Annotated in this window: 14 protein-coding genes; 7 read left to right on the top strand and 7 right to left on the bottom strand. The window is 64.9% G+C overall.

Going from position 1 to position 13,684, the window contains the following annotated elements; genetic code table 11:
* Positions 1–42 precede the first annotated feature (42 nt).
* The 5 genes from hmuQ to I6F28_RS02900 are packed head-to-tail and all read left to right on the top strand — an operon-like array spanning position 43 to position 2,988.
* On the top strand, positions 43–378 hold the full coding sequence (gene hmuQ, locus I6F28_RS02920; protein WP_225139235.1) for a heme-degrading protein HmuQ: 336 nt from the start codon (positions 43–45) through the stop codon (positions 376–378).
* Between the two features lie 24 nt (positions 379–402).
* On the top strand, positions 403–918 hold the full coding sequence (hutX, locus tag I6F28_RS02915) for a heme utilization cystosolic carrier protein HutX (protein WP_035998840.1): 516 nt from the start codon (positions 403–405) through the stop codon (positions 916–918).
* Between the two features lie 23 nt (positions 919–941).
* Complete coding sequence (gene exbB / locus I6F28_RS02910) at positions 942–1,718, top strand: tonB-system energizer ExbB (RefSeq protein ID WP_035998843.1); 777 nt, start codon at positions 942–944, stop codon at positions 1,716–1,718.
* 2 nt (positions 1,719–1,720) lie between these two features.
* The gene (gene exbD, locus I6F28_RS02905) at positions 1,721–2,161 is read left to right on the top strand and encodes a TonB system transport protein ExbD (protein ID WP_035998845.1); all 441 of its coding nucleotides are present in this window, start codon (positions 1,721–1,723) and stop codon (positions 2,159–2,161) included.
* Entirely contained in the window at positions 2,161–2,988 is an 828-nt protein-coding gene (locus I6F28_RS02900; RefSeq protein WP_225112910.1) for an energy transducer TonB family protein, read from the top strand. The genes exbD and I6F28_RS02900 overlap by 1 nt, the downstream gene beginning before the upstream one ends.
* Positions 2,989–3,048: 60 nt before the next feature.
* Here the strand turns inward: I6F28_RS02900 and I6F28_RS02895 are convergent, their stop codons facing one another.
* The 5 genes from I6F28_RS02895 to I6F28_RS02875 form a co-directional block, all read right to left on the bottom strand.
* On the bottom strand, positions 3,049–4,404 hold the full coding sequence (locus tag I6F28_RS02895) for an esterase-like activity of phytase family protein (protein WP_035998858.1): 1,356 nt from the start codon (positions 4,402–4,404) through the stop codon (positions 3,049–3,051).
* Between the two features lie 141 nt (positions 4,405–4,545).
* The gene (locus I6F28_RS02890) at positions 4,546–5,445 is read right to left on the bottom strand and encodes a carbohydrate ABC transporter permease (protein WP_035998862.1); all 900 of its coding nucleotides are present in this window, start codon (positions 5,443–5,445) and stop codon (positions 4,546–4,548) included.
* The gene (locus I6F28_RS02885) at positions 5,438–6,394 is read right to left on the bottom strand and encodes a carbohydrate ABC transporter permease (protein WP_035998865.1); all 957 of its coding nucleotides are present in this window, start codon (positions 6,392–6,394) and stop codon (positions 5,438–5,440) included. The genes I6F28_RS02890 and I6F28_RS02885 overlap by 8 nt, the downstream gene beginning before the upstream one ends.
* A gap of 143 nt (positions 6,395–6,537) precedes the next feature.
* Positions 6,538–7,878: an ABC transporter substrate-binding protein gene (locus I6F28_RS02880; RefSeq protein ID WP_225112909.1), complete on the bottom strand. Its 1,341-nt coding sequence runs from the start codon at positions 7,876–7,878 to the stop codon at positions 6,538–6,540.
* Between the two features lie 85 nt (positions 7,879–7,963).
* Complete coding sequence (locus I6F28_RS02875; RefSeq protein WP_035998879.1) at positions 7,964–9,007, bottom strand: C-terminal binding protein; 1,044 nt, start codon at positions 9,005–9,007, stop codon at positions 7,964–7,966.
* 254 nt (positions 9,008–9,261) lie between these two features.
* On the opposite strand from I6F28_RS02875, the gene I6F28_RS02870 reads away from it, so the two are divergent.
* A complete protein-coding gene (locus tag I6F28_RS02870; RefSeq protein ID WP_035998883.1) occupies positions 9,262–10,947 on the top strand; it encodes a methyl-accepting chemotaxis protein in 1,686 nt (561 codons plus the stop codon).
* Positions 10,948–11,067: 120 nt separating this feature from the next.
* Here I6F28_RS02870 and I6F28_RS02865 read toward each other — a convergent pair whose 3' ends face one another.
* Both I6F28_RS02865 and I6F28_RS02860 read right to left on the bottom strand, forming a co-directional pair.
* Positions 11,068–12,045, bottom strand: coding sequence for a Bug family tripartite tricarboxylate transporter substrate binding protein (locus I6F28_RS02865; protein WP_035998887.1), 978 nt, complete (start codon positions 12,043–12,045; stop codon positions 11,068–11,070).
* A 97-nt stretch (positions 12,046–12,142) separates the two neighbouring features.
* The gene (locus I6F28_RS02860) at positions 12,143–13,078 is read right to left on the bottom strand and encodes a DMT family transporter (RefSeq protein WP_035998888.1); all 936 of its coding nucleotides are present in this window, start codon (positions 13,076–13,078) and stop codon (positions 12,143–12,145) included.
* 92 nt (positions 13,079–13,170) lie between these two features.
* Here I6F28_RS02860 and I6F28_RS02855 point away from each other — a divergent pair, with 92 nt between their 5' ends.
* On the top strand, positions 13,171–13,572 hold the full coding sequence (locus I6F28_RS02855; RefSeq protein WP_035998891.1) for a DUF1330 domain-containing protein: 402 nt from the start codon (positions 13,171–13,173) through the stop codon (positions 13,570–13,572).
* Positions 13,573–13,684: the final 112 nt, after the last annotated feature.

Here is a 13,684-nt window from a genome sequence, read left to right as displayed (position 1 = left end):
GGTCGGCAATTGCCGATCTACAAGTCACAGGAGAAAAGTCGAATGTTCATCGCCATGAATCGCTTCCAGGTGAAGCCCGGCTCGGAAGCCGCGTTCGAAACCGTCTGGCGGACCCGTGAGTCCTATCTCGGCAGCATGGCGGGGTTCGTCGAATTCCATCTGCTCAAGGGGCCGGTCGCCGAGGACCACACGCTGTATTCCTCGCATACCGTGTGGGTCGACAAGGCGGCTTTCGACGCCTGGACGCGCTCGGAGGAATTCCGCCGCGCTCATGCGCGCGCCGACAACAAGACCGGCGAGAGCCTCTATCTCGGTCACCCCGAGTTCAAAGGTTTCGAGGTCATCATGACCGAGCGCAAGGCGAGCGCGGCCGCTTGAGGCGCCGGGGTTGAGGAGCCAGATATGCTGAGCACCGATCTCGCCGACCTCAAGGCGCATATGGCGGACAATCCGGGTGCCGTGATCGAGGACGTCGCGCGCGAGCGCAGCGCCACGCCGCGCGCGGTGATCGAGGCGTTGCCGCCGTCAATGGTGCGCATCGGGAGCGGCGAACATTTTGCCGCCGCCATGCAGGACATCGCGGAATGGGGCGAGGTCACGCTGATCGTCCACACCGATGATGCGATCTTCGAGTTCACCGGGACCATTCCCGCGGGCGAGATCGGCCGCGGCTATTTCAACCTGATGCAGCCAAAGGGCCTGCACGGCCATCTCCGCCACGAGCGCTGCGCGGGAATTGCCTTCGTCGAGCGGCCCTTCATGGGCAAGTCCTCGGCCTTCGTCGCCTTCGTGAACGCCGACGGCGGCATCATGTTCAAGGTCTTCGTCGGCCGCGACGAGACGAGGGCGCTGCGGGCGGATCAGCTGGCGCGGTTCCGGCGGCTCGCGGACCGGATCGCGGCGAAGCTTTCGGCGTGACTTCCATTTGTCGGGAGATCAGGATGCAGAGCAATTCCACGCTAGGGCACGTGATCCTCACAATCGCACTGGCGCTCGTGCCGGCGCCGGCCTTTGCGATCGACGCGGCGCTGTTGCCGCGCAATCTGTCGCCCTGGGGCATGTTCCTCGGTGCCGACATCGTCGTGAAGGTCGTGATGGTCGGGCTTGCCGTTGCCTCGCTGGCGACATGGACGGTCTGGCTCGCCAAGACCATCGAGCTGCGTCGCAAGGGCTCGCTCGCCTTGCAGCGGACGCGCACCCTCGAAGGCAACATGACGCTGGCCGAGGCATCCGCGCGGACCGGCGACGCCCGCGACGCAGTCGCGCAGCTGATTCAGTCCTGCGCCAGGGAGGCCGAGCTCTCCGGCGGCATTCTCGACGACGGCCTGCAGGAGCGCGTCGCGTTGCGGCTGGAGCGGGTCGAGGCGGCGATGTCCAGGCAGATCGCGCGCGGCACCGGCGTGCTCGCGACCATCGGCGCCATCGCGCCGTTCGTCGGTCTGTTCGGCACCGTCTGGGGCATCATGAATTCCTTCATCGGCATCTCCGAGAGCCACACCACCAGTCTGGCGGTGGTCGCGCCCGGCATTGCCGAAGCGTTGCTCGCGACCGCGCTCGGTCTCGTCGCCGCGATTCCGGCGGTGGTGATCTACAATCACCTCGTCCGCGGCATTGCCAATTACCGCGCTTTGCTCGGCGACGCCTCGGCGCAGCTCATGCTGCTGGTGAGCCGCCAGCGCGACCACAGCCATTTCCGTCTGGCGCGGGCAGCGGAGTAGCCATGGCCGTCAAGCTCGGAACATCGAAGCTCGGCTCGCGCGGCGAGACGAGGGATTTCGACGTCACCCACGAGATCAACGTCACGCCGTTCATCGACGTGATGCTGGTGCTCCTGATCATCTTCATGGTGGCCGCACCGCTCGCCACCGTCGACATCGGCGTCGATCTCCCGGCGACCGCCGCCGAGCCGGCACCGCGGCCCGACAAGCCGGTCTTCGTCACCGTCAAGCCGGACCTTTCGATCGCCGTGGGTGAGGATATCGTCGCTCGCGACGGGCTCAGCACCTCACTCGATGCCGCCACCAAGGGCCGCAAGGACGAGCGCATCTATCTGCGCGCCGACAAGGCCGTCTCCTATGGCGACCTGATGGAGGTGATGAACACCCTGCGCAACGCCGGCTATCTCAAGGTCGCCCTCGTCGGGCTCGACGGACGCAGCTGATGGCAGCGAACGCCTTTGCCTTGCATCAGCCGCTTGACGAGCGGGAGGGCGCGCGCTGGGGCGCCTCGGCGGCGATGATCGTGGCGCTGCATCTCGGCGCCGCGCTGCTTGCGATGAACTGGCTGAAGCAGGTGCCGGACGAGGGCGTCAACATGCCGGCCATCCTGATCGACATGACGCCGGAGACGTCGGCACCGCAGTCAACGCCGCTGGACATCGCGCCGGGACCGATGATGCAGCAGGCGGATGCGTCACCGCCCGAGCCGGTGCAGCAGCAGGCTGTCGAGGAAATGATCCCGCCGACACCGCCGCAGGAGCGGCCGGAGGTGTTGGCTCCACCGGAACAGAAGCTCGAGCCGAGCCCGCCGCAGCCCGAGCCCGCGAAAGTTGTGCCCGTGGAGAAGCCCGCCCCGGCGAAGCCCAAGGCGGTCCGCCTCGACGCCCGGAAGCCGTCGGATGCCCTTCCGGCGCCGCGCACCAGCGCACCGCCGCGCACGGAGCGGCAGGCTCCGCTGGCCTCTGCCGTCAATGCCGGCTCGCTCGCGTCTGCGATGGCGACCTATTATCAGCGCGTCCGCGCGCATCTCATGCGCTTCCACCAGTATCCGACGAGCGCGAATGGCCAGAGGGGCGTGGTCAAGGTGAGCTTCACGCTCGGCCGTAACGGTCAGGTATTGTCCAGCCGCCTCGGCGGCTCCTCGGGCGTCGCAGCGCTCGATGCCCAGGCGATGGCCATGGTGCGCCAGGCCCAACCATTCCCGCCGGTGCCGGCCGAGATCAGTTATGCAACCATACCCATCAACGTCCCGGTGATTTTCGGGAAGTAGCCATGGGCAATGACTCTCCCTCCCGCGGAAAAGCGGGAGGGAGAGAGAGCGAGCCTCGCCTCACTTCGCCTTCAGGAAATCCGCGACCTCGAGCAGCACGAACTCGTTGTCGTCGGCCTTGTTGGGATCGCGACTGGAGGAGAACGGCAGGTTGTTGTCGTTGCCGACGATGATGTGGGTGTCGTCGACGCGATCGACGTTCTCGATGGTGAAGAACGGGAAGGTGTAGACGCCGTCGTTGAGCGGCTTCCGCGCCTTCTTGTCGGGATCCCTGATCTTCATCAGGTCGATATAGCCGATCTTGCGCACGGGCTTGCCGACATTGGCGTCGGTCAGCTCGATCTTGTAGACGCGCTTGAACTTGGCGAGGTCGGGGAAGCAGTTCTCGCCGCGCTGGCCTTGCGGGCAGGCCTTGTCGGCGGTGCCCTCGCCATTGTCGCGCTCGATGACGAGGCCGGAAGCCTGGTCGATCATGTTGAAGTCGCCGATGGCGTTGCCGTTCTGCTCGAACACATAGTGCCAGTACCGGCCGGTGAATTTCTCGGCGGCGACGTCGAATTCGAGGATGCGGGCGGCTTCCTTGCCGTCGACCTTCTCCCACTCCTTCTTCTCCGCGTCCCACAGCGGTCCCTCGAGCAGGCCGTAGAGGAACTTGCCGTCCTTGGACGCGGCGAAGCCCTCATAGCCCTTGGAGCGGCGGAGATTGACATTGGTGTAGGTCGCGCCCGGCGCGGCCGGCGTCCCCACCGCCCAATTGTCGGGCGAGCGCACCGGCTTGCCGTCGGCGACCGTATCGAACACGCCGAGGATTTTGCCTGACTTGTCCGCCTTCAGGACATAGGGGCCGAACTCGTCGCCGATCCAGAAGGTGTCGCCGACGATCTGGCAACCTTCGGTGTCGAAATCGGAGCCGGTGAGATAGCGCTTCTGGGTGTCCTCGTGCACGATGCGGAAGGGGACGCGTCTGTCGGGGTCGTGCAGGAAGATGGTCTCCAGCCGCTCCATCTTACTGCTGGCCCAGTCCATCTTGTAGCGGTTGAGGTACAGCATCGAATCCGGCGAGTTGGCGCGCGCGCCCATGCCGTTGTCGGTGAGGACCCAGAACGTGCCGTCGGGCAGGGTCTTGATGCCGGAATGGCCCTGCAGCGGCTGGCCCTTGAACGGCAGCGACACGCCGGTCGGACGCTCGAAGGACTTGCCCATCACGGTGCCGAGCGCGTCGACCCGCTTGCCGGTGGTATATTTGCCCGCCGCCTTGAGATCGGCGGGGGCATCAGCCGGCGCCTCGATGAAGGTTTCGGCGGGCATCACCGCGTGGCCGGCGAGCTTGGCGGGGAATTCGCCCTCGCTCTGCGCGAGCGCTGTGCTCGCGGTGAGGATGATCGTGGCGACGGTGCAAAGAAAAGTCGCGCGCATGTGCGTCTCCTGTTGGCGGACGCAACGCTTATGCGGATCGCATGTTGCAGTATTGTGAAGCCGGGCCAAAGGCCGCAGCGCTCTTCGCCTCTCCCCGCCTGCAGACCGTGAGAACGGGGAGAGGGGGACGAGAGAGCGGGGCTACTCCTTCACCGCACCCGTCAGCGAAGAGACGTAGTAATCCACGAACAGCGAGTAGAAGATCGCGACCGGGAGCGAGCCGAGCAGCGATCCCGCCATCAGCGCACCCCATTGATAGACGTCGCCGGTGACGAGCTCGGTCAGGATCGCGACCGGCACCGTCTTGTTGGCGCCGCTCTGGATGAAGGCGAGCGCGTAGATGAACTCGTTCCAGGACAGCGTGAAGGAGAAGATGCCGGCCGAGATCAGCCCGGGCACCGCGAGCGGCAGCGTGATCCGGCGCAGGATCTGCAGCCGCGTGGCGCCATCGACCAGCGCGCATTCCTCGAGCTCGTAAGGAATCGACTTGAAATAGCCGATCAGGAGCCAGGTGCAGAACGGCACCAGGAAGGTCGGATAGACCAGGATCAGGGCCAGCGGCGAGTCGAACAGGCCGAACTGCACCACCACGGTGGCGAGCGGAATGAACAGGATCGACGGCGGCACCAGATAGGCGAGATAGATGCCGAGGCCGACATAGGGGCTGCCGCGGAAGCGCAGGCGCTCGATCGCGTAGGCCGCCAGCGTGCTCGCGATCAGCGACAGCGTGGTCGAGCCGATCGCGACCAGCATCGTCGTCTTCAGCCATTGCGGATAGGCGGTGTTGAACAACAGATGCTTGATGTGCGCCAGGGTCGGCGAGGAGATCCAGAACGGGTTGTTGTCCCGGTAGTTCATCAGCTCCGCGTTCGGTTTGAACGAGGTGATCGCCATCCAATAGAACGGAAACAGCAGGATCAGAACGAAGCAGCCGAGCGGCAGGTAGATCATCATCAGCCGCCGCAGCCCGGAATCCCAGGCCATGGTGTCGGGCGGCGCTTTTGCGTCCGCGACGGTCGATTGCGCGACGGTTTCAGTCATTGGCCTCTCCCTGCTGCCATTTGCGGCGTGCTAGGCCGAAATAGGAGAACAGCGTCGCGAACACCAGGAACGGGATCATCGACACCGCGATCGCCGCGCCTTCGCCGAGCTCGCCGCCGGCGATGCCGCGCTGGAACGCCAGCGTCGCCAGCAAATGCGTCGAGTTCACCGGACCGCCGCGGGTAATGGCGTAGACCAGCTGGAAGTCAGTGAAGGTGAAGATGATCGAGAACGTCATGACGATGGCGAGGATCGGCAGCATCATCGGGAAGGTGATGTAGCGGAAGCGCTGCCAGGCGCTGGCGCCGTCCAGCATCGCGGCCTCGTAGAGCGAGGGCGAGATGGTCTGCAAGCCCGCCAGCAGCGAGATCGCGACGAAGGGAATGCCGCGCCAGATGTTGGCGGCGATCAGCGAGAACCGCGCCGGCCAGGGCGAGCCGAGGAAGTCGATATTGCTGTCGCGCCAATGCAGCACGTCGACCAGCAGGTAGGAGATGATCGAGAACTGCGGATCGTAGATCCACCAGAACGCCAGCGCCGACAGCACCGTCGGGACGATCCAGGGCAGCAGCACGATGGCGCGCAGCAGGCTCTTGAACGGGAAATGGTTGTTGAGCAGCAGGGCGAGCCAGAAGCCGAGCGCGAATTTTCCGAAGGTCGCCACGGCCGTGTAGAACACGCTGTAGAACACCGCGTTCCACCACAAGGGATCCGTGAGCAGGTACTGGAAATTCTCGATCCCGACATAGATGCCGCGACGGCCGATCGTGGTGTCGGTGAAGGCGAGCCAGACGCCGAGGCCGAGCGGGTAGGTCAGGAATACCGTGAGCAGCCCGAGCGCGGGCGCGAGGCACATCACGATCAGGAACGGCTTGTAGTCGAACAGGCGCACGATCCAGTTCGGCTGTCGTTGCGCCAGTGCGTGGGAGGAGAGGGTGGTCACGGACATAGATTGGTTTGTCCCGTCTGAAGTGTCACGACACCGTCATTGCGAGCGAAGCGAAGCAATCCAGTCTGTCTCCGCAGTGATCGTCTGGATTGCTTCGTCGCAAGTGCTCCTCGCAATGACGGCGGCTCTGTCGTCGTCGCGCTCTACCGCTGCCGCCGGAAGTAGCGTTTGCAGCGCTGCTCGGCTTCCGCAGCCGCGGCTTCCGGCGTGGCGGCTCCGGTGGCGACGGACGCGCACATCTGAATCAGCACGTAATCGGCGCTGACTGCGCCGGTGGCCGTCGAGATCGGCCCCTTGTAGCCGTCATAGTAAGTGCTGTTCATCGTGTTCTTGAACAGGCTCACCTTCGGATCCTGCGACCACACGGCAGCCTCGGCATAGGCGGCCAGCGGCTGCGACCAGTAGCCCGAATTGGCATTGAGCCACGGCTCGTATTGGTCCTTCTCCAGCATGTACTGCAGGAAGGCCTTGGCGGCATTGGGGTACGGGCTGTGCTTGAACACCATGGCGTTCAATGTCAGGCCCGCCATCGGCGAGACCTTGGCGAGGCCCTTGGGCAGCAGCTGATGCTCGCTGTCCTCGGCGATGGACTTGGTGGCCGGGTCGTTCTTCAGCGAGAAGTACAGTGAGACGCCGTTGGCCGTCAGCGCGATCTCCTGCGAGGAATAGGCGCGGTTGTTGCTGACGTCATTCCAGGACGGCGTGCCGGCGATGAAGGTCGGATACAGCTCCTTGACCCAGTTGAGTGCGGCGATCGTCTCCTTGCTGTTGATGGTGACGTTGCCCTCCTCGTCGAGCAGCGAGGCGTTGTGCGACCACAGCGCCCAGTTGGCGAAGCCGTTGCCGTCGCCCTTGGCGTTGCCGAGTGCGAAGCCGGCCGGCTTGCCGGCCTTTTGCAGCTTGCGGCAGAGGTCGAGCACGCCGGCATGATCTTCCGGAACCTTGTCGAAGCCGACCGATTGCAGGACCGACTTGCGGTAGATCAGGGGACCTGCGGTGGCGCCGAACGGCAGTCCGATCCAGGACTCGCTCTTGTTCTTCTTGCCGTAGCGTTGCGCCAGCGGCAGCCAGCCGCCGTACTTCTTGCCGAGATAGTCGGCGACGTCGGTGAGCTCGATCAGCTTGTCGATGTAGATGTGAGGCGCGTCGGAGAAGCCGATGATGATGTCGGGGCCGGCGCCGGAATTCGAGGTCACCGCGGTCTGCTGGTTGATGTCCTCCCAGCCGACGAAGTCGACCTTGACCTCGACCCCGGTGTCCTTGGTGAACTTTGCCGCATTGGCGCGGAACACGTCCTCGTCCGCCTGGACGAAGCGCACCGGGCGCAGCATGCGCAAGGACGCGCCCTTTTCGATCTCGCGCTTGGGTGCCGGGACGTCGGCAGCCTTGATAGCGGACGTTTGCGCTGCAGCACCGGTGGCCGCGAGCGTTGCAGCGGACAGGCCCAGCGCCAAGGCATCACGACGTGTGATGTCGTTCCTCATCAGTACCTCCCTATGATGTCTCCCTTCCCGGCGTTGATCGCCGGTGAAGGGGCCGTTTGGTCCTTGGCGCCTTCGCGCCGCCCGCCTAGCTGTTCGGCCCGCGGTCCATGCTGACGGGCTGCCAGCGGCGGAGCGCGGTGTTCTGCAGCACCGACGGATTGACGCAGCTTACCGGCCACATGCCCTGGAGCACCAGTGACAATTCGTAGCCCACCCGGCGCTTGCGCGCCTCGTCGAACCGTGCCGAGGCCGAGGCGACATGGGCGGTCAGGGTCACGTTCTCCATGCCGAGCAGGGGATTGTTGTGCGAGGGCGGCTCCTTTTCCAGCACGTCGAGAGCGGCGTGCGCGATCCAGCCCTCCTGCAGCGCCTTGATCAGGCTCTCCTCGTCCACGGTGGCACCGCGGCCGGTGTTGATGAAGATCGAGCCTTTCTTCATCTGTCGGAAGTGCTTCTCGGTCAGCATGTGATGCACCTCGGGCCGCGCCGGGGCATGCATCGAGACGAAGTCGGATTGCGACAGCACCTCGTTCAGCGTCGCCGGGATCACGCCGTGTTCGTACATCAGCGTTTCCTGGATGAAGGGATCGTAGGCCATCATGCGCAGGCCGAAAGGCGCGGCGCGTCTCGCGACCGCACGCGCGACCCGGCCGAACGAGATGAAGCCAAGCGTCTGGCCCATCAGCCTCGGGATTTTCAGCAGCGCCGGCCGGCCCTCGGCCCAGCGGCCGTCGCGCACCATGCGGTCCTGCTCGACCAGGCGGCGGAAGCCGGCGAGCAGCAGCATCATGGCGTGGTCGGCGACCTCCTCGATGAAGGTGTCGGGAATGTTGGTGACCGGAATGCCGCGGGCCGTGGCGGCCTTGACGTCGACACTGTCGACGCCGACCGAGCCGAGCGTGATCACCTTGCAGCTCTCGAGCGCGTCGATGATGGTCTTGGTGATCGGGATGCCCTTGGCGTAGATCGCGTCGGCATTCTTCGCGGCGGCGATGAACCCCGCCTCGTCGGCGGGCCCCTCGACGATCTCGGCATCGATCGGATCGAGCGCCTCGCGCTCATAGGAATAATCGCTGCCCGCGACGGTGAAGCTCGCACCCTTCGGCGTCACCACCCTGTATTTCGGCATTATCTGCTCCCGATTTTGGTTTCTTGTTGCGCCCCGCCTCGACGGGCGGGCCTTTGCGTCTTTTACGCGAAATCCGGGCGAGTGCGTACAATTCACGGTTGTTGCGGGCGAGGTATATTTCCGCTTTTCCGTGCAAGCCCCGGGCTTCTACGGAGGTGCGTAAGTAACTTGCTAAGGGCTCCGCCACTAAGACTTGATTCGAATTTGATCGATCTCGTCGTGCGCCTGTACCCCATCATTGCCGGAGCTAACCTGTGAAGTTGAGCAATCTGAAGATCGCCCCGAAGCTTGGCATTCTCGTCGGCGTCACGCTGTTCGGCCTCTGCATCTCCGGAGTTCTCGCCGGCTATCTGATGAAGCGCGAGATGGTAAATGCGCGCATCGACCAGGCCAAGGCGATCGTCGAGCTGGCGCGCAACTATGCCGCCGCGTTGAAGAAGCGCGTCGATGCCGGCGAGATGACGAAGGACGCCGCGATGGCCGAGCTTCGCCGCTACGGCAACGCGATGACCTATGACAAGGGTGCCGGCTACCTGTTCGGCACGTCCTATGACGGTCTCACCCAGCTTGCGCCCGATCCGAAGGTGATCGGCACCAACCGAATGGACGTCGTGACCAACGGCCGCAAGCTGTCGCTGGAATTGATGAACGGCGTCAAGGCCAACGGCGAGATCCTGCTTCACTATGAATATATGAAGCCCGGCCAGGAAACGCCGATCCGCAAGATCGGTTACGCGGTCGCGGTCCCCGGCTTCGATATGTATCTCGGCACCGGCGCCTATCTGGATGACATCGACGCCAAGATGGGTCCGGTCTACTGGCTGCTCGGCCTGGCGGTGCTCGGCATCGTCATCGTTGCCGGCAGCGTCGCCTGGATGATCGGCCGCAGCATCAGTGCTCCGCTCGGGCTGCTCGGCACCCGGATGCGGGAGCTGGCCGACGGCAAGCTCGAAGGCGACATCCCCGGCGTCGGTCGTGGCGACGAGATCGGCGCGATGGCATCGACCGTGCAGATCTTCAAGGACAACGCGATCCGCATCCGCGACCTCGAGAAGACCGACGCGGACGCCAAGGAACGCGCCGCGGCGGATCGCCGCAGCGCCATGGAGGAGATCGCCAACGATTTCGAGCGCAGCGTCAACGGCATCGTCCGCTCGGTCTCCTCGGCCGCAGCCGGCATGCAGACCACGGCGCAATCGATGACCGCGACCGCCAGCGATGCCTCCTCGCGCGCGGCAACCGTCGGTGCCGCCTCGCAGAAGGCGTCCGGCAATGTTGGCACCGTTGCGGCCGCCGCCGAAGAGCTGTCGAGCTCGGTTGCGGAAATCTCCCGCCAGGTGACGCGCTCGACTGAAGTTGCGAGCCGTGCCGTCAGCGATGCCGAGCGCACCAACGCCACGGTGCAGGAGCTCTCCACCGGTGCCGAGAAGATCGGCGAGGTGGTCAAGCTCATTCACTCGATCGCGGCGCAGACCAACCTGCTCGCGCTCAACGCCACCATCGAGGCGGCGCGTGCCGGCGAGTCCGGCCGCGGCTTCGCCGTCGTCGCCTCCGAGGTCAAGGCGCTCGCCAACCAGACCGCGAAGGCGACCGAGGAGATCTCCGCCCAGGTCGCGGCGATGCAGACCTCGACCAGCGATGCGGTGTCGGCCATCTCCGGCATCACCCAGACGATCGCCGAGATGAGCGAGATCACCGCCGGCATTTCCGCATCGATCGAGCAGCAGGGCGAGGCGACGCGCGAGATCGCCCGCAACATCCAGTCGGTCGCGGCCGGCTCGAGCGAGATCAACGCCCATATCGGCAGCGTCACCTCGGCCGCCGAAGCGACCGGCAGCGCGGCCAGCGATGTGCTCACCAACGCCCGCGAGCTGGACACCCAGTCCGGCGCGCTGCGCGATGCCGTCGACGGCTTCCTCGCCAAGGTCCGCGCGGCGTAAATTCTTACGCTGAATTCGTAGGGTGGGCAAAGACGCGAAGCGTCGTGCCCACCTTTTCTTTTTGAGTACGGTGCGACTCTTCGTGGGCACGCTGCGCTTTGCCCACCCTACGAGACCGTTCTACTGCTTCTCGATCTTCGCGTTGGCGATCAGCTTTTCCCACAGCACCAGCTGCTCGTTCACGAAGGTGCCGAGCTGCTCCGGCGTGCCGGAAAAAGCGTCCATGCCGAGCGTGGCGAGCTTGGCCTTGATCTCCGGGTTCTCGATGATCTTGCGGATCTCGGTGTTGAGCCGGGTCACGATCTCCTTCGGCATGCCGGCCGGGCCGAAATAGCCCTGCCAGGACGTGATGTCGAAGTCCGGCACGCCGGCCTCCTGCATCGAGGGCAGGTGTGGCACCAGCGGCGTGCGGTTCTTGGTGGTGACGGCGAGCGCGCGCAGCGCGTTGCCGTTGACATGGGGCAGGCCGGTCAGGATGTCGACGAACATCATCGACACGCGGCCGCCCATGACGTCGTTGAGCGCCGGCGGCGAACTCTTGTAGGGCACGTGCAGCAGGTCGAGCCCGGCATTGTGCGCGAAGGTCGCGCCCGACACGATCGCCGCCGAGGAGCCCGAGGCGTAGCTCAGCTTGCCCGGATTGGCCTTGCCATAGGCCACCAGCTCTCCGACCGTCTTGGCCGGCACCTCGGGATTGATGACCAGCATGAAGGGCAGATCGCCGGTGCGGGCAATCGGGGTGAAATCCTTGACCGGATCGTAAGTGAGGCTCTTGAGCAGATAGGGATTGGCCGAATGCGTCGTGTTGGTCGTCACCAGCAGCGTGTAGCCGTCGGGAGCAGCCTTCGCGACATAGGTCGCGGCAAGCATGCCGTTGGCCCCCGCCTTGTTCTCGATCACGATGGGAACGCCGAGCGCCTGCGACAGATGCTGCGAAATCAGCCGTGTCGTGGTGTCGGTGCCGCTGCCGGCCGCGAAGGGCAGCACCAGCGTGATGTTGCGGCTGGGATAGGTGTCGGCGTGAGCGGTGGATGCTGCCGTGAGGCATAGCGCGGCCGCGGCGACGGTCCGCAGGTTTCGAATCAGCCCTGAAATCATGTCGGTCGTTCCCTCTTTTTGGTTGGCGGGGAACCTAGCTTGTCCAAAGGGGAATCGGAAGATGGCTATAGGTCGTGACCGCGTCCGTCGCGCGGAATTATGTCATCGCCGAGCCCCGGCGCGATGCAAGCACGACCCCGGCGAGCACCAGGGCGTAACCGATTAGGTGGAACGGCTGGAGCTTCTCGCCCAGCAGCACGATCGCCAGCGCCGAGCCGAACACCGGCACCAAATGGAAGAACGGCGCCGCCCGGTTCGGCCCGATCAGCGCCACGCCGCGGTTGAAGAAGAGATAGGCGAGTGTGGAGGGGAAGATCAGGATGTAGCCCAGTGTCGCTAGCGTGGTCGCGTCGAATTGCAGCACGAGGCCGCTCGCCGCCTCCCAGATCGCCGTCGGCAGCAGCATCGTCGCGCCGCAGCAGGTGGTGAAGGACAGGAAGGAGAGCTGGTGGATCTTCGGCCGGCGCGGGATGAAGGCCGAGTAGAGCCCGAACGCCACCAGCGAGGAGGCGAACATGATGTCGCCCCTGTTGAAGCTGATGCTTGCCAGCGCCGCGAGGTCGCCGCGCAGGATGATGATCAGCACGCCGAGCAGCGAGATCGCGATGCCGCCGAGCTGCGCGCCGGTCAGCCGCACGCCGAACAGCACCAGCGACCACAGCGCCACGAACAGCGGACCCGCCGACTGGATCAGCAGCGCATTCAGCGCCTCGGTGTATTGCAGCGCCCAGTACGAGATCGCGTTGTTGAAGGCAAAGCCGACCAGCGACAGGAACAGCATCAGGGGCATGCTCTTGCGCAACGCAGGCCAGTCGCGCTTCAGATGCGGCCAGGCGAACGGCAACAGGATCAGGAACACGCCGAACCAGCGGATCGTGGTGATCGTCAGCGGCGGCACATGCGCCCCGACATGGCGCGCGAGCACGATGTTGCCGGCCCAGAACAGCGAGCTAAGGCTGAGCAGCAGATAAGGCTGGTTGTTGAGCCAGCTGGCCGGATTGGCGGCCGGTGGCGCGGGCGAAGCGGTCGTCATGGGCGTTGGATACAACTTGCGCCCGATTGCCGCGATGGCACAAGTCACAGCGCCGCAATGCTACAATGCAGCCGAGCCCTAAGGAGGTGCCATTGGCGGTCAATATGTTGAACATCGAGGGCCTGGAGCGGCTCGATCCGAATGCGCCGGTGGTGATGCTGAACCTGATGCGCTTCCACGCGCGCTCGCTCGATGGCGACGGGTCGGGCTGGGACGCATACTTGCGCTACAGCGCGATCACGGTGCCGATGATCAAGGCGCGCGGCGGCACGCTGCTCTGGACCGGTGAAGGCAGGGAGGTCGCACTCGGTCCGCACGCGGGCAACGATTGGGACTTCGTCGCGCTGGTCCATTACCCGTCCGTCTCGGCCTTTCTCGACATGATGACCTCGCAAGCCTACGAGCGCGAAGCCGATCCGCATCGCGTCAACGGCTGCGCCGAGCACGTGATCATTGCGACGAGCGAGGCGTACAGCAAGTTCAAGACGAAGTAGCAGCGCGTGCACTTTTCCCCTCTCCCCTTGTGGGAGAGGGTGGCTCGCCGCGTAGCGGCGAGACGGGTGAGGGGTCTCTCTCCGCGAGTCCACTCCCAATTGAATGCGCGGA

The organism is Bradyrhizobium sp. NBAIM14 (assembly GCF_020193895.1).
Lineage (GTDB): Bacteria > Pseudomonadota > Alphaproteobacteria > Rhizobiales > Xanthobacteraceae > Bradyrhizobium > Bradyrhizobium yuanmingense.
This window is presented reverse-complemented; position numbering and strand designations above follow the sequence as displayed.